This window comes from Luteibacter sp. (assembly GCF_009912395.1).
Lineage (GTDB): Bacteria > Pseudomonadota > Gammaproteobacteria > Xanthomonadales > Rhodanobacteraceae > Luteibacter.
Genome location: NZ_WNDO01000001.1, coordinates 292626 through 311622 on the forward strand (window position 1 = coordinate 292626; position 18997 = coordinate 311622).

The 18997-nt window shown below is 65.1% G+C and carries 16 protein-coding genes; 2 read left to right on the top strand and 14 right to left on the bottom strand.

From position 1 onward, the window contains the following. Positions 1-102 precede the first annotated feature (102 nt). The 8 genes from GAK28_RS01530 to GAK28_RS01565 form a co-directional block, all read right to left on the bottom strand. The gene (locus GAK28_RS01530) at positions 103-3993 is read right to left on the bottom strand and encodes a YhdP family protein (protein ID WP_291774062.1); all 3891 of its coding nucleotides are present in this window, start codon (positions 3991-3993) and stop codon (positions 103-105) included. A gap of 30 nt (positions 3994-4023) precedes the next feature. Beyond that, positions 4024-5505: a ribonuclease G gene (rng, locus tag GAK28_RS01535; RefSeq protein ID WP_291774065.1), complete on the bottom strand. Its 1482-nt coding sequence runs from the start codon at positions 5503-5505 to the stop codon at positions 4024-4026. A gap of 55 nt (positions 5506-5560) precedes the next feature. After that, positions 5561-6109 (bottom strand): Maf family protein, encoded by a 549-nt coding sequence (locus GAK28_RS01540; RefSeq protein ID WP_291774066.1) that lies wholly within the window; start codon positions 6107-6109, stop codon positions 5561-5563. An 11-nt stretch (positions 6110-6120) separates the two neighbouring features. Then, positions 6121-6570 carry a 23S rRNA (pseudouridine(1915)-N(3))-methyltransferase RlmH gene (rlmH, locus tag GAK28_RS01545; protein WP_291774069.1) on the bottom strand — a complete coding sequence of 150 codons (450 nt, stop codon included), beginning with the start codon at positions 6568-6570 and terminating at the stop codon, positions 6121-6123. 9 nt (positions 6571-6579) lie between these two features. Then, positions 6580-6918, bottom strand: coding sequence for a ribosome silencing factor (gene rsfS, locus GAK28_RS01550; RefSeq protein WP_291774493.1), 339 nt, complete (start codon positions 6916-6918; stop codon positions 6580-6582). A 143-nt stretch (positions 6919-7061) separates the two neighbouring features. After that, on the bottom strand, positions 7062-8648 hold the full coding sequence (locus tag GAK28_RS01555; RefSeq protein ID WP_291774071.1) for an N-acetylmuramoyl-L-alanine amidase: 1587 nt from the start codon (positions 8646-8648) through the stop codon (positions 7062-7064). A gap of 221 nt (positions 8649-8869) precedes the next feature. Next, positions 8870-9328, bottom strand: a complete 459-nt coding sequence (tsaE, locus tag GAK28_RS01560) for a tRNA (adenosine(37)-N6)-threonylcarbamoyltransferase complex ATPase subunit type 1 TsaE (protein WP_291774073.1) — start codon at positions 9326-9328, stop codon at positions 8870-8872. Beyond that, positions 9325-10791 carry an NAD(P)H-hydrate dehydratase gene (locus GAK28_RS01565; RefSeq protein ID WP_291774075.1) on the bottom strand — a complete coding sequence of 489 codons (1467 nt, stop codon included), beginning with the start codon at positions 10789-10791 and terminating at the stop codon, positions 9325-9327. Before GAK28_RS01565 ends, tsaE begins: the two co-directional genes overlap by 4 nt. Positions 10792-10826: 35 nt before the next feature. On the opposite strand from GAK28_RS01565, the gene queG reads away from it, so the two are divergent. After that, positions 10827-11894 (top strand): tRNA epoxyqueuosine(34) reductase QueG, encoded by a 1068-nt coding sequence (gene queG, locus GAK28_RS01570; RefSeq protein WP_291774077.1) that lies wholly within the window; start codon positions 10827-10829, stop codon positions 11892-11894. A gap of 7 nt (positions 11895-11901) precedes the next feature. On the opposite strand, the gene GAK28_RS01575 is transcribed toward queG, so the two are convergent. Further along, a complete protein-coding gene (locus tag GAK28_RS01575; RefSeq protein ID WP_291774079.1) occupies positions 11902-12711 on the bottom strand; it encodes a helix-turn-helix transcriptional regulator in 810 nt (269 codons plus the stop codon). Between the two features lie 53 nt (positions 12712-12764). Here GAK28_RS01575 and GAK28_RS01580 point away from each other — a divergent pair, with 53 nt between their 5' ends. Further along, positions 12765-13472, top strand: a complete 708-nt coding sequence (locus GAK28_RS01580) for a class I SAM-dependent methyltransferase (RefSeq protein WP_291774081.1) — start codon at positions 12765-12767, stop codon at positions 13470-13472. Here the strand turns inward: GAK28_RS01580 and GAK28_RS01585 are convergent. The 5 genes from GAK28_RS01585 to rpoA form a co-directional block, all read right to left on the bottom strand. After that, a complete protein-coding gene (locus tag GAK28_RS01585; RefSeq protein WP_291774085.1) occupies positions 13459-14979 on the bottom strand; it encodes an acetyl-CoA hydrolase/transferase family protein in 1521 nt (506 codons plus the stop codon). The two genes, GAK28_RS01580 and GAK28_RS01585, sit on opposite strands and share 14 nt — an antisense overlap. 223 nt (positions 14980-15202) lie before the next feature. Further along, the gene (locus tag GAK28_RS01590) at positions 15203-16573 is read right to left on the bottom strand and encodes a 3-deoxy-7-phosphoheptulonate synthase class II (protein WP_291774088.1); all 1371 of its coding nucleotides are present in this window, start codon (positions 16571-16573) and stop codon (positions 15203-15205) included. Between the two features lie 42 nt (positions 16574-16615). Further along, positions 16616-17116, bottom strand: coding sequence for a disulfide bond formation protein B (locus tag GAK28_RS01595; RefSeq protein WP_291774091.1), 501 nt, complete (start codon positions 17114-17116; stop codon positions 16616-16618). A 286-nt stretch (positions 17117-17402) separates the two neighbouring features. Then, positions 17403-17789 carry a 50S ribosomal protein L17 gene (rplQ, locus tag GAK28_RS01600; protein ID WP_291774094.1) on the bottom strand — a complete coding sequence of 129 codons (387 nt, stop codon included), beginning with the start codon at positions 17787-17789 and terminating at the stop codon, positions 17403-17405. 209 nt (positions 17790-17998) lie between these two features. Then, positions 17999-18997, bottom strand: coding sequence for a DNA-directed RNA polymerase subunit alpha (gene rpoA, locus GAK28_RS01605; RefSeq protein WP_166951249.1), 999 nt, complete (start codon positions 18995-18997; stop codon positions 17999-18001).

Genomic DNA, 18997 nt, shown 5'->3' on the forward strand with positions numbered 1-18997 from the left:
AACGCGCCTCGATAATAACGTTAAACGATACTATCGACAACGAAACAAGCGCGCCGCCAGCGACGATCGCCGCGACGCCCCCCATAAACGCGGCAGATGACGTCAGTGTGCCGGCGTGGCCGTCGAGGGCTCGCCCTTGTCCATCGGCGTCATGACCGGTTTATCCCAGGTGCCGGTGATGTGGTAGCGCTTGCGCGCGGCCTGGTTGAGGCCACGTCCCAGCAGGCCTTGTACGGCAAGGCCCGCCGCGGCGCCGACCGGACCACCCGCGAAGGCTCCCACCACCGGCAGGCTATTGCCGACGTGGGGCACCACGAGCAGTTGCTGGTCGTAGTCGCGGGCGCGCAGGCCGGCACGCCCCGTGATGGATATCTCGGCAGCCGGGCCGCGGATCTTCAGGTTCTGCGTGATGGCGTTGCCGTCCGAGAAACGGAAATCGCCCGTGATCGAGTCGAAGCCGAAGCCCTTGCCGAGCACATCGCCGAAATCCAGACCGAGGCGACGCGGCAATTCGGACACCGACACCAGGCCGAACAGGCGCCCCACGCCGGGCTGCACTTCGAGGATGCGGCCGTTGGTGATGTCGATCTTCAGCGTACCGTCCACGTTGGCCAGCGCCAGCTGCGATGGACCACCGGGCCACGTGGCGTCGAGGCGCGCCTCGGTTCGACCGCCCTGGAAGATGCCCACGAAGCCGAGCGCGTCGAGCATGCGGGCGACATCCTCGGAGGCGAAGTCCATCGCGAGGTGGGAGTGACTATGGAACTCGTCACCGTTCCAGTCTCCCGTGGCCGTGATCTGCACGTTGCGCGACTGTGCGCGCAACTGGTCGATGTGCATGCCTTCGTCGGTCGGCCAGGTTTCGAGGCGTGCCTCACCGAGCTTCGCCTTGCCCAGGCGCAGATCGCTGACATGAAGATGCACGGGAGGCAGGCTGGACGGCGCCACGCCGGCGTCGTTCGTGTCCGATGATTTCTTTGCTGCCGACGATGCCGATGAGGCGGATGCGATGACGCGATCTTCCGCTTTCGCCACGGTAGCGGCTGTCGTCGTGGCCGCGCCGGCAGCGGCGCGCCCCTTCTTCGCGGCATCCGCAGCGTCGTCCGCCGCGGGCCACCAGAGCTTGTCCATACGGGCCGTGATGCCGCGGCGACGCAGGTCCTCGTTGGGCACCGTCATCTGGCCGGTCATGCCGTCGCTGTCCACGCGCAATGACAGTTCCTGCGGCCCGGGCTTCGCGACGAGGTGCATGTTCGAAAAATGTTGTCCGAACACTTCGCCGTCGTCGGTGAACAGGTCGAGGTTGTTCAAGCCCGGTCCGCTGCCTTGCGACGCCGTGCCCACCACGTATTGCACCCAGCCGGACACATCGAGGTGCGCGGCCTTGCCACCGATCAGGTATCCCTCCGGCGGCAAGGTCGTGGGCACGACATTGCCCAGGTTGAACGCGGCGGCGAGTGGCAGCTTGTTCTTGTCGTCGGGAAGGCGCAGTCGTCCACGCACGATGTCGCCCAGCGAAAGATCCAGGCGTGCGCCGTCGACGGGCAGGCCAATGCGGACGGAGAGTGGCTGGGGGATCGCGGCAGGCTTCTTCACCGGCGTCGGCATCAACAGTTCCACGCCGCGCAGGTCGGAATCCACGGTCAACGTTTGCGAGGTGGCGTCCTGGCCGGCACGCGCCAGCGCAAAGCCCACACGGAAATTTCCACGCCCCTTAGCGATATCGCCCAGCCATTTGAGGGTGTCGAAACCGGACACCAGTTCGTCGACGGTGAAGGCACCCGTCACCGAGGCGTCCACGATCTTCGATGGATCGCCCGTGCCGCCGGCGATGGCGAGGTCGAGATTGGCAGGCTGCCCGCGAAACGCCGTCTTCAAACCGGTCGCCTTGAAGCCCTTGCCATCGAAAGCCATGGGACCGGTGATCTTGTCGAGCTTGAGCTTCCACTCGTTGGCGACGAGGTCGGCGTCCTTGATGTTCGCCTTGCCGTCGAGCGTGAAATCCTTCGCATCCTTGAGCGGCATGAGCAGGTTGAAGCCGAACTCGCCGGTACCGCCGAGCTTCATCTTGTCCAGCGCCTCACGGCTGCTGGCCGCGACGGGACTGTTCTTCACGAAGTCGAGGAAGCTGCCACCGGTGCCCGCGCCACTGACACGCAGGTCGAGCATGCCTTCGCCGAAATCGGCGATCGTTGCCGTAGCGCTGCTGACGGCGTTGCCCAGCGAATGGCCCTCGCTGGCGTCGATGTACATGCCGTTGTCGATGAAGCTGGCGACAGCGGTGATGCCTTCGGCTCGCGGCCAGCCGTTACCGTAGTCGAGCACCGTATCGTCGATGAGCGCCCGTGCCTCGAAATGGCCCTGGTGCTCATGGAAAGGAAACTCGCGCAGGTTGCCGCGAATCAAGGCCGAACCACCCACGATATGTCCTGACACAAGGCCTCGATTGAGCCAGTTCTGCGTGCCTTCGGACATCGAGTGGATCGGCCAGAACAACTTGGCTGCCGGTACCTCGCCCTCGCCTAGCGCGACGTACATGTCCATGAAGGGACCGGTGTCATCGTGCGGCACGACGAATTCGCCGCGCGCCTGCCCGGCATACCCTTCGCCATGGAAATCGAGCGGATCCACGCCGATATGCCAATCGTCGTCGTCACGGTAGACCGTCACATCGCCCGCGAGCGACGACATGACGAATGGCTTGCGAAACACGCCAGTGGCGTCGATCGTGGTGGCTTGCTGCGGGATGCTCAGCGTGAGCGCCTCAGCGTCACCGAAGATCTCGCCCTTCAGCGACGACAGGCCGGGCAGCTTGCCACTGGCATCGATGCCCAGGTCGGAGAAGGTCGCATGGGCGAACTTCAGGCCGTCATCGGCGTTCCAGTCGGCACGCACATCGTCGAACCTGCCGCGCGGACGACCTTGGCCGAGCCACTGCGCGATCGACGGCGACAATTGCGGCAGCACGCCCGCCCACGGCGCCAGCGGCGCGAGATCGAGCTTGCGCGCGACGAGCGTCCCGCTATGGCGATCACCATCGTTCTTCAGCAACAGGGCGAGGTCACTGCCATCGCGCCCCGCCCAGTCGATGCGTTGTCCATCGGCACTGCGATGCAGGTCGATGATGCCATGCAGGCCCTCTGTGGCGACGGTGCGCGATGGGCCGCGTACCTTGAGGTTGTCGAGATCGATCCGCGAGGTGGCACGGATCACATGCGCGTCGCGCCAGTCGAGCCACGTCTCGAAGCGACCGCGACCGTTGGCCAGCGAATAGCCCGCGATATCGAAATCTGAGGTGAGCGCCGCGAAATCCACGTCGCTGCCGTTGACGTAGACCTTGCCATCCGAGCCATCGACGGCGAATCGGCCGGCCGCCGTGAGCAGGCCGCCGCCGTTCTGTCGACGCAGCGAACCGCCCACACGCACGGACTGGCCCTGCAGGCTGATGCGAAGCTGGTCGGCGATGAGTGCGTAGTCGCGTCCCGTGGTCTCGTCCGCGATATCCAGGCGCAGGTTACCCAGCCACAGGTCGGCCGAGAGATTGCCGAAGGACACTTTCTGCGTGCTGCCACCGGCACCGAAGCCATCGATGCTCCAGCGCCCATCGGGCGCACGGCGAAGTCCCAGTCGCAAATCGCGCAGGCGCAGGTTGAGCAGATGACGCGACGGCAGTACGAAGGCGCCGAAGTCGAGCTTCACGGCGGCCTGCGGCAGGTGCAGTGTGTCGCCGCCCTCGTTGCCTGCGACGGTCACGTCGCGCATCACGAACAAGGGCCCCGAGGGGCGCCAGAAACCTTCCAGCGAAGCGAAACGCACCGGCTTGTGCAGCTTTTCGCTGAGCAATGCGGCCACGCGATCCGGATACCGCGCCGCCAGGGGCAGCAGCAACTGCCCCAAGGCCATCACGATGGCGAGCGCGACCAGCGCGCTCGCGACCAGCCCCAAAAGGAAGAACCGCAGGCGTCGTGCGCGATGGCGCCAGACCTGGCTCACCGGCCCATGGTCCGGCGGCGCTCGCCGGGCTTAGAGAAGTACGACATCGAACTGTTCCTGCGAGTAATGCTCTTCAGCCTGGAAGCGTATGCTCTTGGCGATGAACTCTTCCAGTTCGGCCACCGCGGCCGACTCCTCTTCGAGGATGCGGCCCACCACTTTCGGGCTGGCCATGACAAGGAGCTTCTGCGCGTTGAACTGACGTACGGCGCGCGTGATCTCCCGGAAAATCTCATAGATGACGGTTTCCGCCGTCTTCAGCGTGCCGCGACCGCTGCACGACGGACACGGCTCGCACAGCTGGCGCTCGAGGCTTTCCGTGGTGCGCTTGCGCGTCATTTCCACGAGGCCTAGCGCGGACATCGGATAGACCGTGGTCTTCGCGTGGTCGCGCTGGAGGCCCTTTTCCAGCATGCGCAGCACCTGGCGCTTGTGCTCGTCGTCGACCATGTCGATGAAGTCGATGATGACGATGCCGCCCAGGTTGCGCAGCCGCAACTGGCGCGCGGCCGCCTGCGCCGCCTCCAGGTTGGTGCGGTACACGGTCTCTTCGAGATTACGGCTACCGAGGTAGCCGCCCGTATTGACGTCGACGGTGGTCATCGCTTCGGTCTGGTCGACGATCAGGTAACCGCCGGATTTCAAGGGCACTTCCTTGCGCAGCGCTCGCTGGATCTCGTCCTCGACCCCGTACAGGTCGAAGATGGGTCGTTCACCGGAGTAGTGTTCGATCCGATCGGACAGCGCCGGCATGAACTTCTGCACGAATTTGACGGTTTTCTCGTAGGTTTCGCGTGAATCCACGCGCACCTTCTCGATGTCTTCATTGAGCGAATCGCGCAGCGAACGCAAGGGCAGCGACAATTCCTCGTACACGCGCTCGCCCAGCTTGGCCTTCGCGATGTTCTCCTGCACCACGCGCCAGACCTTGCCCAGGTAGGTCACGTCGAACGCAAGCGACTCCTCCGACTGACCTTCGGCGTTGGTGCGCACGATGTAGCCCAGCGGGTTCTCGCCGATGAGGGGCGTGATGACATCCTTCAGGCGCTGGCGCTCGGCCTCGTCCTCGATGCGCACCGACACGCCCAGCGTTCGCGAATGCGGCAGCAGCACGAGGTAGCGCGATGGGATCGACAGGTGCGTGGACAGGCGCGCGCCCTTGCTGCCGATGGGGTCCTTCACTACCTGGACCACGATTTCCTGGCCTTCGTGCACCAGCTCGCTGATGGGCGGCACGGGCCCATGGCCATTGCTCTTGCCATCGGCGTCCGTCGCCTGGATGGGCGCACGCACGATATCGGAGGCGTGAAGGAACGCCGCGCGCTCCAGGCCGATCTCCACGAAGACCGCCTGCATGCCCGGCATGACGCGCTGCACACGGCCCTTGTATACATTGCCCACGTAGCCGCGCTTCTGCGCCCGCTCGACGTGGACCTCTTGCAGCATGCCGTTCTCGACAATCGCCACACGCGTCTCACGCGGTGTGACATTGATCAGGATCTCCTCGCTCACCGCCGCCCCTTTTCCTTAAATTCAAGCGCTTTATAGCCCGCGCGCGGACGATATATCACTGACCCCGCAGGAGCCGGTAAGTTTCGTGGAGCGGTAATCCCATCACACCGGAATAGGTGCCGGACAGATGCGCGATGAAAGCCGCGGCCCTGCCCTGGATGGCATAGGCGCCCGCCTTGCCGAAGCATTCCCCGGTATCCACGTAGGCCTGGATATCCGCCGCGGCGAGCGTCGCGAACCGCACGGTGGACACCGCGACCTCGCCCCGCTCGCCCTTCACCCACACGGCGGAGACCACGCGGTGCTCGCGCCCGGAAAGGCGCTCCAGCATCGCCGCGGCGTCGGCCGCGTCGCGCGGCTTGCCGAAGACCTCGTCGCCCAGGATCACTTCGGTATCGGCGGAAAGCACCGTGGCATCGGCCTCGCCGCGTACCTGTTCATAACCGGCGCGCACCTTGTCCAGCGCGACGCGCACGACGTAGTCGTCCGGCGATTCGTCGGCGCGGCGTATCTCTTCGACATCGACGTCGAGCGTTCGGAATACCGTACCGATCTGGCCAAGGAGTTCACGACGGCGCGGGGACTGCGAAGCCAGGTAGAGCACGGGAGATTCCTTCAGGCGCGATGGTAGGGATGCCCCGCCACGAGCGTGGTGGCGCGATAGAGCTGCTCGGCAAGCACGAGCCGGACCAGCATGTGCGGCAGCGTCAGCGGGCCGAGCGACCAGCTCTGGTCAGCGCGCGCCAGCACGTCCGGCGCGTGACCGTCGGGTCCGCCGATGAGGAAGGCGAGATCGCGACCGCCCATCCGCCATTGCTCGAGCTGACGCCCGAGGTCTTCGCTGGACCAGGTCTTGCCGCGCCCGTCGAGGGCGACAACGTGGATATCACGCGGAAGCGCGGCGAGGGTGGCCCTGGCATCGTCGCGGCCCTTGCCGCGTACGCCAGGTTTGATCTCGACCAGATCCAGCGGAAGCTCATGGGACAGCCGCTTGCGGTACTCGGCGAACCCTTCGGCCACCCAGGCCGGCATGCGTTCGCCGACGGCGATGAGGCGGGCCCGCATGGCGGGCGCTCAGTCGTTGGCGGCTTCTGCACCGTCGTCACCGACGGTCCAGAGGCGTTCGAGTCCGTAGAATTCGCGGATGCGGGGCAGCATGACGTGGACGATGATGTCGCCCAGGTCGACCAGCACCCATTCGGCTTCGGCCTGGCCTTCCACGCCCAGCGGCATGACGCCGGCTTCCTTCGCGAACTTCACCACCTCGTCGGCGATGGACTTCACGTGGCGGGCCGAGGTGCCCGAGGCGATGAACAGGATGTCGGCGATGGAGGTCTTGCCGCGGACATCGATTTCGCGGATGTCCTTGGCCTTGAGGTCTTCAAGGGCCGCGACCACGCGCTGGCGAAGCAATTCGTTGCCTTTGGCGGACCGGGCCTTGCGGGGGGCGGGAGAACTCAAGATAGGAAAACCTCGTGCGGCGGGAATGCCGGTGTGTCGGGGCGGATTATACCCGCCCGGCCCCCGGACCGCGTCAAATGCCCCACGCGGCGCCGTCAGCCGGACGGAATCACCATGATCGTGCCGATGCGCACATTGTTGTCGGTCATCTTGTTGGCAAGCTTGAGCGCGCCCACGGACACGCCGTACTGCTGGGCGATGCCGGTCAGCGTCTCGCCACGGGACACGCGGTGCACGTCGCGCACGTTGTCGTCCGCCCGGCCACGCGATTTCGGCGTCTCGGCCTTCGCCACGACATCCTTTTTCGAGGGCTTCGGCTCCGCCGTGGCGGCCCGGCTGGCCGATTTCACGGCGTCGGAAGCCACCGCGTTCACATCGGAAGCCACCGCAGGCGCCGCCGGCGCGGACGCGGCCGTGCTGGCCAGCGAGGTACCATTGCGCCGCGCGGCCTGCGCGGCGAACCAGGTCCCCGGCGGGGGCATCGATTCGAAATAGTTGCGCACGCCGCCCAGCACGGCCGAGGCCAGGTCGCGACGATGGCTGTCGTCACGCAGGCGGCGTTCTTCGGCCGGATTGGTGATGAAGGCCGTTTCGACCAGGATCGAGGGCACGTCCGGCGAGCGCAGCACCACGAAGTTGGCGCGCTCCACGTAGCCACGGTGCGTGGGGCCGAGCTTGCCCAGCGCCTTCAACACGTTGCTGGCGATGGATTCGCTGGCCTGCATCGCGTAACCCTGCTGCAGATCGAGCAGTACGGCGGCCAGGGTGTCGTCCTTGTCGTCCAGCGACACGCCGCCCACGAGGTCGGCGCGGTTTTCGCGATCGGCCAGCCAGCGCGCCGCTTCGGAGGTCTTGCCGCGCGGTGACAACACCCACACGGAGGATCCCTTGGCGTCGCTATTCTTGAAGGCGTCCGCGTGGATGGAGACGAACATGTCCGCGTTGTGCTCGCGGGCGATCTCGTAACGGCGCTTCAGCGGGATGAAATAGTCGCCGGTGCGGGTGAGGAAGGCCTGCATGCCCGGCTGGCGATTGATCTGCTCGGCCAGCTCCTTGCCCACAGCCAGGGTCACGTCCTTCTCGCGCAGGCCGGTGGCGCCACGGGCACCCGGATCCTCGCCACCGTGGCCGGGATCGATGGCCACGATGACCTTGCGCTCGCCACTGAGCGCCGGAGGCACCTTGCTGGCGGACGCGGCACGACCGCGCGAACCCCGCGTCGGCTTCGTCACCGGTGCCGGCGTGTCGGCCACGGCGGGAGCGTCGCCCGCGTCGTCGGAACCCGGGGCGTTGTCGCCGGGGTCGGACTGGCCGCCGGGATAAAGGTCGAGCACGAGCCGGTAGCCGTAATCGCCGGCCGGCTTGAGGAGAAAGCTCTTGGGCTTGGCCTGCGGATCGACCTTCGCGGTCATCCGGGCGCCACCGCCCTGCTTGGCAGCCGCCATCGACTTGAAGAGGCCCTGGGCGCCCGGCGCAGAGAAATCGCCCGAGACGGAACTACCGGCGATATCCAGCACCACGGTGCCGGGGACATCGCCCGGGGACATCTTGTAGGTGGCCGGACCGGACAGGTCGAACACCACGCGGGTGTACTCAGGGCCGGCCCAGACACGGGCGGCCTTCACGTCGGCAGCCGAACCGACGACGGGAGCCAGCGACGCGACTGCCGTCACGCACGCCATCAGTCCAAGTTTGCTAGTGATTCCCCTCATATGGCCCGGATTGAACTGCAAGCGCCCGATGAATGCAAGATTATTTCCTTTGGTAATCCATAACCTGCAAACACTTCGTCAACGACCGTACAGGAATGGTCCGCAACCTGACTGGATCGAGTGAGACAGGGAACCCATCCGCGGCTTGCGGAAGCGGAATGCCCCGCGACGGAGACACCCCACGGGAGAACTCAGCTACCCAGCGCGTCGGCCAGCCGCCGACCCGCGTCGGAGCGGGGTTCGAAGCGGACGACACGGCCCGTACCCTCATGCCGGAAATGCAGTTCCAGATCCACCGGCGGCAGCGCGCCGGCGCCACGCTCGGGCCATTCCACGAGCACGATGGCTCCGGGCTCGGCGAGGCTGTCCAGCCCCAGCCACTCCAGCTCGCCCGGATCGGCGATGCGGTACAGGTCGAGATGGAAGGCCTGTCGATCACCGAGGTCGTAGCCTTCGACTAAGCTGTAGGTCGGGCTCTTCACCCGCTCGCCCACGCCGAGGGCCTTCAGGAAGGCCCGGGCAAAGGTGGTCTTGCCCGCGCCCAGGTCGCCGTGCAGGAAGGCGACCAGGCCATCGGGCAGCGCCGCGGCCAATTGGCGGCCAAGGGCGATGGTGGCGTCTTCGTCGACGAGTATCCGCTCCACCGTCATGCCTCCACTCCATTCACCAGCCGCCGCAGCGGTACCAGCAGGTCGCCCGCCAGGAGGCCACGCTCGCCTTCGCGCGCCGCCACGTCCGCCGCCCGCGCATGCAGGCCGACACCCAGGCAGGCCGCCTCGTAGGCGTCGCACCCCTGCGCCAGCAACGCCGCGACGATGCCGGTGAGCGTGTCACCCATGCCGCCGCTGGCCATGCCTGGGTTGCCCCAGGGACAGACGGAAACGCGCCCGTCCGGCGCCGCGATAAGGCTGCCATTGCCTTTCATCACCACCACCGCGGCATGGCGTCGAGCCAGTTCGCGGACGGCCGTGAAACGATCGGCCTGCACCTGCGCTGTGGACACGCCCAGCAGGCGCCCGGCTTCGCCCGGATGTGGCGTCAGCACCACCTGGCTGGGCAGGTGCCTCGGCTCGGCATGCAACAGGTTGAGGCCATCGGCGTCGAGCACCGTGGGCAGGCCCGCGTCGAGGGCGGTGACCCACAGTCCATGACCCCAGGCCGCCTGGCCAAGACCCGGACCCAGTGCGATGACGCTGGCCTTCTCCAGCATCGGCGTCAAGGCCTGGGGACCGTTGACGCCATGCGCCATCAATTCAGGTCGCGCGGCGTTCATCGCCGCGACGTTCTCGTCGCGGGTCGCCACGCTGACCAGGCCCGCGCCGGTGCGTAACGCCGCCTCGGCGGCCATCCGGACCGCGCCAGCGGTGCCGTGGTCGCCGCCGATCGCCAGCACGTGGCCGTTGTTTCCCTTGTGCGAGTCGCGCGGTCGGCGCGGCAAGGCGGCGGCTTTCAGCAATACGGCATCCGGCGCGTCCCGCGATGCATCCGACACCCCTAGATCGAACAGTTCGATGTCGCCGGCCAGTTCGCAGCGATAGGTATGCAGCCCACGCTTGTGCACGATGAAGGTGGCGGTCGCATCCGCACGCACCGCCACGCCGGGGCAGGCGCCGGTGTCAGCCGACAGGCCCGACGGGACGTCGAGCGCCAGCACGGGACGGCCCGATGCGAGGATCGCCTCGATGGCGGCCCTGCCCTCGCCTTCCGGCGCCCGGTTCAGTCCCGTGCCATAGATGGCATCTACCCACACGTCGGCGTCGCCGATGACGCCCGTCCACGGATGAATGACACCGCCCTGCGCCAGAAAGGCCTCGCGCGCGGTCGCGGCATCCCCGCCGGCCCGAGGTTCGGCCAGGGCAATGAGCTCCACCGCCAGCCCGGCGCGCAAGGCATCGCGACCGACGAGGTAGCCATCGCCGCCGTTATTGCCGGCGCCGCAGACGACGACCAGCCGCGACGCGTTCGGCCAGCGCTGCCGCAGCAGGGCAAAAGCCGCAGCCGCAGCCCGGCTCATCAGCTCGAAGCCGGGGATGCCGTCGGCGATGGCACGTGCATCGATGCGACGCGACTGCTCGGACGTGTAGAGGGCGAAATCGAGGGAGGATGCGGTCATCCGGCGATTATAGGAGCCCCCGGTAGAATGGACGCATGCACGATCCTTCCGCCATCGACTACGCCGCCCTTGCCCTCGACATCAAGCGATGGGCGCGCGAACTGGGCTTCGCCGACGTAGGCATCGCCGGCACCGACCTGGGGCACGACGAGGCCTACCTGGAGCGCTGGCTGGCGGATGGCCATCACGGCGACATGGAATACATGGCCCGGCACGGCACACGCCGCAGCCGGCCCGCCGAACTGGAGCCTGGAACGCTACGCGTGGTGTCCGTCCGCATGGACTACATCCCGCCGGGAACAGCGAACGCATGGGACGTGATCCACGATGGCGAGAAGGCCTACGTCGCGCGCTACGCGCTCGGCCGGGATTATCACAAGGTGATGCGAAACCGCCTGCAGAAGCTCGCAGCGCGGATCACCGAACGCGTCGGCGATTTTTCCTACCGTGCCTATGTGGACTCCGCGCCCGTGCTGGAGAAGGCGATCGCACGCAATGCCGGGCTCGGCTGGATCGGCAAGCACACCGTGCTCATCAACAAGCGCGCCGGCTCGTACTTTTTTCTCGGCAAGCTTTACACCGACCTGCCGCTTCCCGCCGACGAAGCAGCCTCGGCGCATTGCGGCAGTTGCCGGCGATGCATCGACATATGCCCGACGCAGGCCATCGTCGCGCCGTATCGACTCGACGCGCGCAAATGCATTTCCTACCTCACCATCGAACTGCGTGGCAGCATTCCGGAAGAACTGCGCGCACCGATGGGCAACCGCGTTTTCGGCTGCGATGATTGCCAACTAATCTGTCCCTGGAACAAATTTGCGCAGGAAGCGACGGAACCGGATTTCGCGCCACGCCACAGCCTCGATGGTGCCAAGCTCATCGAGCTGTTCGGGTGGAGCGAAGAGACCTTTCTCAGCCGTACCGAAGGGATGGCGATCCGTCGCACGGGGTACGAGGGCTGGCTACGCAATCTCGCCGTCGGACTCGGCAACGCACCCACGACAGCCGACATACTTGATGCGTTGCGCCAACGGTCGACGCATCCGTCGGCCATCGTGCGCGAACACGTGGCATGGGCACTTAATCGTCACGGCACGCGGTAAGCGCCCTCTACGAACACGCCAGTCTCGCCTTGTATGTCATCGGGGTTTCACCGAACACACGACGAAACAAGGCAATGAAAGCACTCGCCGTCGCATAGCCGAGATCAAGTGCGATCGCGTTGACCGGCACATCGTCCGCAAGCATCTCCAGTGCTTTCAGCAATCGGGCGCGCTGTCGCCATGCATTGAAATGGAAACCCGTTTCGGCAACGAAACCTCGCCCAAGGGTCCGCTCGCTAACCGCCGCCACCGACGCCCAGTAACTCACACTTCGCTGGTCCGACGGATCATCTACAAGCGCCTTCGCTACCCGAAGCAGGCGTGGATCATCCGGTAACGGCAATCCGAAGGACTCGGTCGGCAAGCTGGCGATCTCATCCAGGATCACGCCGGCGACGCGGTCGTCGGCGGCAGTTCTCGGTCCGGTCGACCATCGCGCCGCACGGAAGATCGCTTCGCGCAACAAGGCCGAGGTACGAATGCGGCACGCCACGGGAGGCAGCGTGGCGCAGGCGCGCTCGTCCACGTACACGGTCCATCCGTCCATGGCGCCGTGCGAGCGGGTCCAGTGCACGCAATGCGGAGGAATCCACACGGCATGGATCGCCGGCACCACGCCGACGTTGTCGTCGGTGCCTATCGTTAGCAGCCCCTTCACCGCCCCGACAAGCTGCCCCTCGGGGTGGCGATGCGGTGCCGAGCGGTGCCCGGCGGGCTCCACGCCACGTCCAGCGACGATCAGGTGGCCGGGCGGCAAGGGAAAATAGGTGGAGACGTACTCGACCATGACGGATTTCAGGCATTCATTGACGGCCATAGCTTATCTCGGACGAACGCGGTCGCACTAACGTGTTCGCCAGGAGGTAACACATGCATCCATCACGACCCGTATCCCCGCTCGATCCCCGGGCACAGGCTACCGTCAGCCAGCTCCACGCCATGGCGAAACGACAACTGACGTCCATGCTCGGCCACTATCTGCCACGCCTGCCCAGCATGCTGCTCGGGCGGCCGGTAAGGCCACCCAAAGACATGGCCTATTTCGACGACAAGATGCTTCCCATCGATGCGGCGCAAGGCGAACTGCTCTACCTGCTCGCTCGCGCGAAACAGGCGCGGCACATCGTCGAATTCGGTACCTCGTTCGGCGTATCCACGATCTACCTGGCTGCAGCAGTCCGCGACAACGCCTCGGGCGGCAAGGTGACCGGAACGGAGCTGGTTCCCTCGAAGGTCGCCAAGGCGACCGCCCATCTGGCGCAAGCCGGACTGGCGAATCATGCCGACATCCGGGTTGGCGACGCGCGGGAAACGCTCCAGCACATCGCCCCCGGCGTGGACCTGCTCCTGCTTGACGGCTGGCCATCCTTGGCCGCCGATATCCTGCAGATCGTCGAGCCCAAGCTCGCGAAGGGCGCGCTCATCGTCGTCGACAACATCGCTCAGTTCAGCGCGGAACTTGCACCGGTCGCCGAGCGGCTGCGAATGTCGCCCTATCGCGTGGCGCGGCTACCGTTCAAGAGCGGCACGCTCGTGGGCATCTTCGACGGCAGCCCTGAGTGCGTCAGGCACCCTTGAGCATGGTCCCCGTATCCAGCCAGCGCTGATGCCACGACAAGGCTTCCGGCAGCAGGTGCGGGGTGTGCTTGCCGTAACTGGCGCGCGACGCGCGATCGACGTAGTCCTCGATCTGCGCGCGATACGCCGGATCGACGCAGCGATCGATCAGCTGACGTGCGCGGTGGCGCGGCGGCAGGCCGCGAAGATCGGCAAGGCCATGCTCGGTAACGATGATCGAGACATCATGCTCCGTGTGATCCACATGGCTGACCATCGGCACGATCGCCGAGATGCTGCCCTTCTTCGCGGTACTGGGGCTCAGGAAGATGGACAGGAAACTGTTGCGCGCAAAGTCGCCGGAACCGCCGATGCCATTCATGATGCGGCTACCCATGACATGCGTGGAATTGACGTTGCCGTAGAGGTCGGCCTCGATCATGCCGTTCATGGCGATGCAGCCAAGTCGACGCACCAACTCAGGATGATTGGAGATTTCCTGCGTACGCATGATGATGCGCTCGCGATAGAAGGCGATGTTGCGCTTGAATTCTTCGTTCGCTTCCGGGCTTAACGCGAAACCAGTACAGGAGGCGACCTTGAGCACACCGCTGCGCAGCAGGTCGAGCATGCCGTCCTGGATGACTTCGGTGAACGCGGACAGATCACGGAAGCCACTGCTGGCGAGGCCATTCAGCACCGCATTGGGAATGTTGCCGACACCCGACTGCAGTGGAAGCAGGTTCGCCGGCAGGCGTCCTTTCGCCACTTCGTGCTTCAGGAAGTCAATGAGATGCTCCGCGATCCGCTCGCTGGTCGCGTCCGCCGGCGTGAACGGGCTGTTGCGATCGGGACCATGCGTGCGTACCACGGCGACGATTTTGTCGGGATCGCAACGCAGCGACGTATCGCCGATGCGATCATCTGCGTGCACGAGCGGGATCGGCTTGCGATGCGGAGGCAACGCGGTGCCGTAGTAGACATCGTGCATGCCATCGATGCCTTCGGGCTGCCAGTCGTTGACCTCGATGATGACCTTCTTCGCCAGATCGAGCCACGTCTTGTTGTTGCCCACCGAGGTCGAAGGGATCAGGCTGCCGTCCTCACGGATGCCTGCCACTTCGACGACCGCGGTATCGATGTCACCGTAGAAGCCGAACCAGACATGCTGTGCGACGTGGCTCAGGTGGATATCGATGTAATCAAGCGTACCGGCATTGATCCGCTGGCGCGCATCCGGATCGGTCTGGAACGGCATGCGCAGGGCGATGCCATCGGCTTTGGCCAGCGCACCGTCAAGTTCCGGCGCCGTGGAAGCACCGGTCATCAGGCGGATCTTGAACTCCCTGCCGTCGACATGCGCATCCTCGATGCGACGCGCCAGCGCGAGTGGAACGGCCTTCGGATACCCCGAACCGGTGAAGCCACTCATCGCCACCGTTTCGCCCGGCTGGATCATCGCGGCGGCAGCTTCGGCGGACACGACACGGTCACGCAACAAGGAGTGGCGGATACGCTCGGCAGACATGGGGCAAGACTCTGGGGTTGGGGATACGCCTATTATCGCCCCCGGCCCGCCAGCCCAGACATGCGACCATCGTTGAATGGTTGTCGCAGGCGGCGCGCGGTCCGCTACCTTGACCCACTGTAGGAGCGCGCTTGCGCGCGATTCGGTGTTGCCGCGAACCCCATCGCGCGCAAGCGCGCTCCTACAAAAAAACAAAGCCCCGCGGAGCGGGGCTTTGTCGGGATCAGACCATGCCGGCCGATTTCCTCGTGATGAGCATGGCCAGCTCAAGCGACTGCTCGTAGTTGAGGCGTGGATCGACCATCGACTTGTAGGCGCGATCGAGATCCTGCTCCACCAGACCACGCGCACCACCCAGGCACTCGGTGACGTTCTCGCCCGTGAGTTCCAGATGGACACCGCCCAGGCGAGTACCCACCGCAGCGTGGATATCGAAGGCCTGGTCGAGTTCGCCAGCGATATTGGCGAAGCGACGCGTCTTGTAGCCGTTGCTGGTGCTCTCGGTATTGCCGTGCATCGGATCGGCCACCCACAGTACGCGGCGACCTTCCCGCTTCACGGCTTCGAGCAGCGGCTGCAGCTGGGTGCCGATCTTGTCATTACCCATGCGATGGATAAGTGTCAGGCGGCCCGGCTCTTCCTCCGGATTCAGCACGTCGATCAGGCGCAGCAGATCGTCTGGCTGCACCGTCGGACCGACCTTCACCGCGATGGGATTGCGGATGCCACGGAAGTATTCCGTGTGCGCCCCATCGAGCGCCGCGGTGCGCATGCCGATCCACGGGAAGTGGGTGGACAGGTTGAACCAGCCGTCCTGACGCGGGACGCGACGGGTGAGCGCTTCTTCGTAGTGAAGCAGCAGGGCTTCATGCGAGGTGTAGAAGTCGACGCGCGAGTACGAGATGGACTCGCCGCCCAGGGTTTCCATGAAGCGCAGCGAATCGCCGATGTTGGCGACCATGCGCTTGTACTCGCCGGCCAGCGGCGAATGATCCACCCAGGCGAGGTCCCAGTATTCCGGGTGATGCAGGTCGGCGAAACCGCCGTCGATCAACGCACGGACAAAATTCATCGTCATCGCGGAGCGGGCATGCGCCTTGATCAGGCGACGCGGATCGGCGCGGCGCGCCTCCGGCGTGAACTCGGGGCTGTTGACCAGGTCGCCACGGAACGCCGGCAAGGTCACGCCATCGCGTGTCTCCGAATCGGCGGAACGGGGCTTGGCATACTGACCCGCGAAGCGCCCGACGCGCAGCACCGGCTTCTTCAGGCCGTGGACGAGCACCAGGCTCATCTGCAGCAGCACCTTGAGGCGATTGGAGATGATCGGGCTGGTGCAGTCGGCGAAGCTCTCGGCGCAATCGCCACCCTGGAGCAGGAAACGCTCGCCCACCTGGGCCTCGGCGATGGCTTTCTTCAGCGCCAGGATTTCCCAGGACGTGACCAGTGGCGGAAGCTCGCCAAGTTGGGCCAGCGCACCATTCAGCTCGTCGGCATCCTCGTAGGTCGGCTGCTGGAGGGCGGTCCTCGACCGCCACGAACCCGGAACCCAGTCAGGGGACGGGGAAGTTACGGTTTTGAGGGAGTGCTGCATGACGGCTGTGCCTACGTAATGCGCCGGACAGGGCGCGGAAAGTCAACGGACGGAACGACGGATGGCCACCAGGGCCCATACGACGAGGACGACGAACCAGAGCAAGGTCCAGCCCGGCATCGGGATACCGAGGATCGGCTCGATCTTCGCGCACTCACCGGAGCCGGTGAAGGCGAGCTTGAGCATCTTCATGAAGGGGAACGCATCGAACAGGTAGCCCAGGCCCGGCCCGCAGGCGGGGACATGGTCGGCCGGCAGGCTTTGCAGCCAGAGGTGACGTCCGGCCGTGGCGATGCCCCAGAGACCACCCAGGGTGATCAGGACGCCGTAGATGGCACGGGTGCCGGTCTTACGAGGGGCATGAAGGCCGCCGATCAGGAAGAACAGCCCCATGACGCACACCGCGATGCGCTGGAAGATGCACAGCGGGCACGGGTCCAGGTGCATGCCGTACTGCGCATACAGGGCGAAGCCCATCAGCGCCACGCATACGAGGAAGGCGGCGAGGTAGCGCGTACGGAACGACCAGGTACGAGGATTCATGAAGGGGCTTGTTGCGTTGCAGGACCCCCACGTTAACGCTTTGTGCATGCCGTTGTCAGTAGGCGATCGAAGTTTCGTCTGCAACCATGTCAATGATTTGAAAGGAAATGCGTCATGCGACTCCTGCATGTCGAAGCAAATCACCGATTTACGCTACCCCATCAAACGCCATCCATCGATTGAGCGGGCAAATCGGTGTAGTGCCGCGACACTACGCCGCACCCAGAAAGCAAAAACCCCGGCAGGTTGCCCTGCCGGGGTTTCGCTTGAATCATGAGCCTGACGCTTACTCGGCGTCGACGGCTTCGGTCTGCTGCGGACGGTCCACGAGTTCGACGTAGGCCATCGGGGCGTTGTCGCCCGGACGGAAGCCGCACTTCAGGATGCGCAGGTAGCCGCCGGGACGCTCGCGGTAACGCGGGCCAAGCTCAACGAAGAGCTTGCCGACCGCCTGCTTGTCGCGCAGGCGCGAGAAAGCGAGACGACGGTTGGCGACGCCATCGGTCTTGGCGAGCGTGATGAGCGGCTCGGCGACGCGACGGAGTTCCTTGGCCTTCGGCAGGGTGGTGCGGATCAGCTCGTGCTTGATCAGCGACGAGGCCATGTTCTTGAACATGGCTTCGCGGTGGCTGCTCGTACGGTTGAGCTTGCGACCGGATTTCTGGTGGCGCATGGCGTTTACTCTCTAAGGTCTGTTGTTATGAAAAGCCGGTCAGGATGAGCGACTTCCCGCGGTTACCCGCTATTCGAGGCTGTCAAAACGCCTCGTTATAAGAGCGCAGCCTCTATGGACCGCTATGATTCTCCAGGGGAAATGCAGGACGCATCCGCTGGATCCAGCAAAGGATCGGGGCGATCGAAAACCGATCGCCCCGAGGTACATCAGCCCAGCTGCATGCCGTGGGAAAGACCCGGCGGCGGCCAGTTTTCAAGCTTCATGCCGAGGGCGAGACCACGTCCGCCCAGGACATCCTTGATTTCGGTGAGTGACTTCTTGCCAAGGTTCGGGGTCTTGAGCAGCTCAACTTCGGTCTTCTGAACCAGATCGCCGATGTAGTAGATGCTCTCCGCCTTGAGGCAGTTCGCCGAACGGACCGTCAGCTCGAGGTCGTCGATCGGGCGCAGCAGCAGCGGATCGAAACCGCCCTTCTCCGCCTTGGTCGAATCGCTCTCGCGACGCGAGAAGTCACCAAAGACCGACAGCTGGTCGTTGATGATCTCGGCCGCCTTACGGACAGCGTCTTCAGCACCGATCGTGCCGTTCGTTTCGATGTCGAGCACGAGCTTGTCGAGGTTGGTGCGCTGCTCGACACGAGCCGCGTCCACTTCGTAAGCCACGCGCAGGACCGGCGCGAACGACGCGTCGAGCTGCAGACGGCCGATCGGCCGCGTCTCGTCATCCGGATGCTGACGTGCGCTGGCCGGCTGGTAGCCGACGCCCTTACGCACCTTCAGACGCATGTTCAGGGCCACATCCTTGGTGAGGTGGCAGATCACATGCTCCGGGTTGACGATTTCGACGGAATGGTCAACCGCGATGTCGCCGGCGGTGACCACGCCCTTGCCCTTCTTTGACAGCGTCAGGGTGACTTCGTCACCGCTGTGCTGGCGGATGGCAACGTCCTTGAGGTTCAGGAGGACTTCGATAACGTCTTCCTGAAGACCCTCAAGGGTGGTGTACTCGTGCAGCACGCCGTCGATTTCGACTTCGACGATCGCGCTGCCCGGAATCGAAGAGAGCAGCACGCGACGCAGCGCATTGCCCAGGGTGTGACCGAAGCCACGCTCGAGCGGCTCGACCACCACCTTCGCGCGGTTCGCTCCAAGCTGCTCGACGCTGAGGCCACGGGGCCGCAGCACACTAGTAGACGATACTGCCAT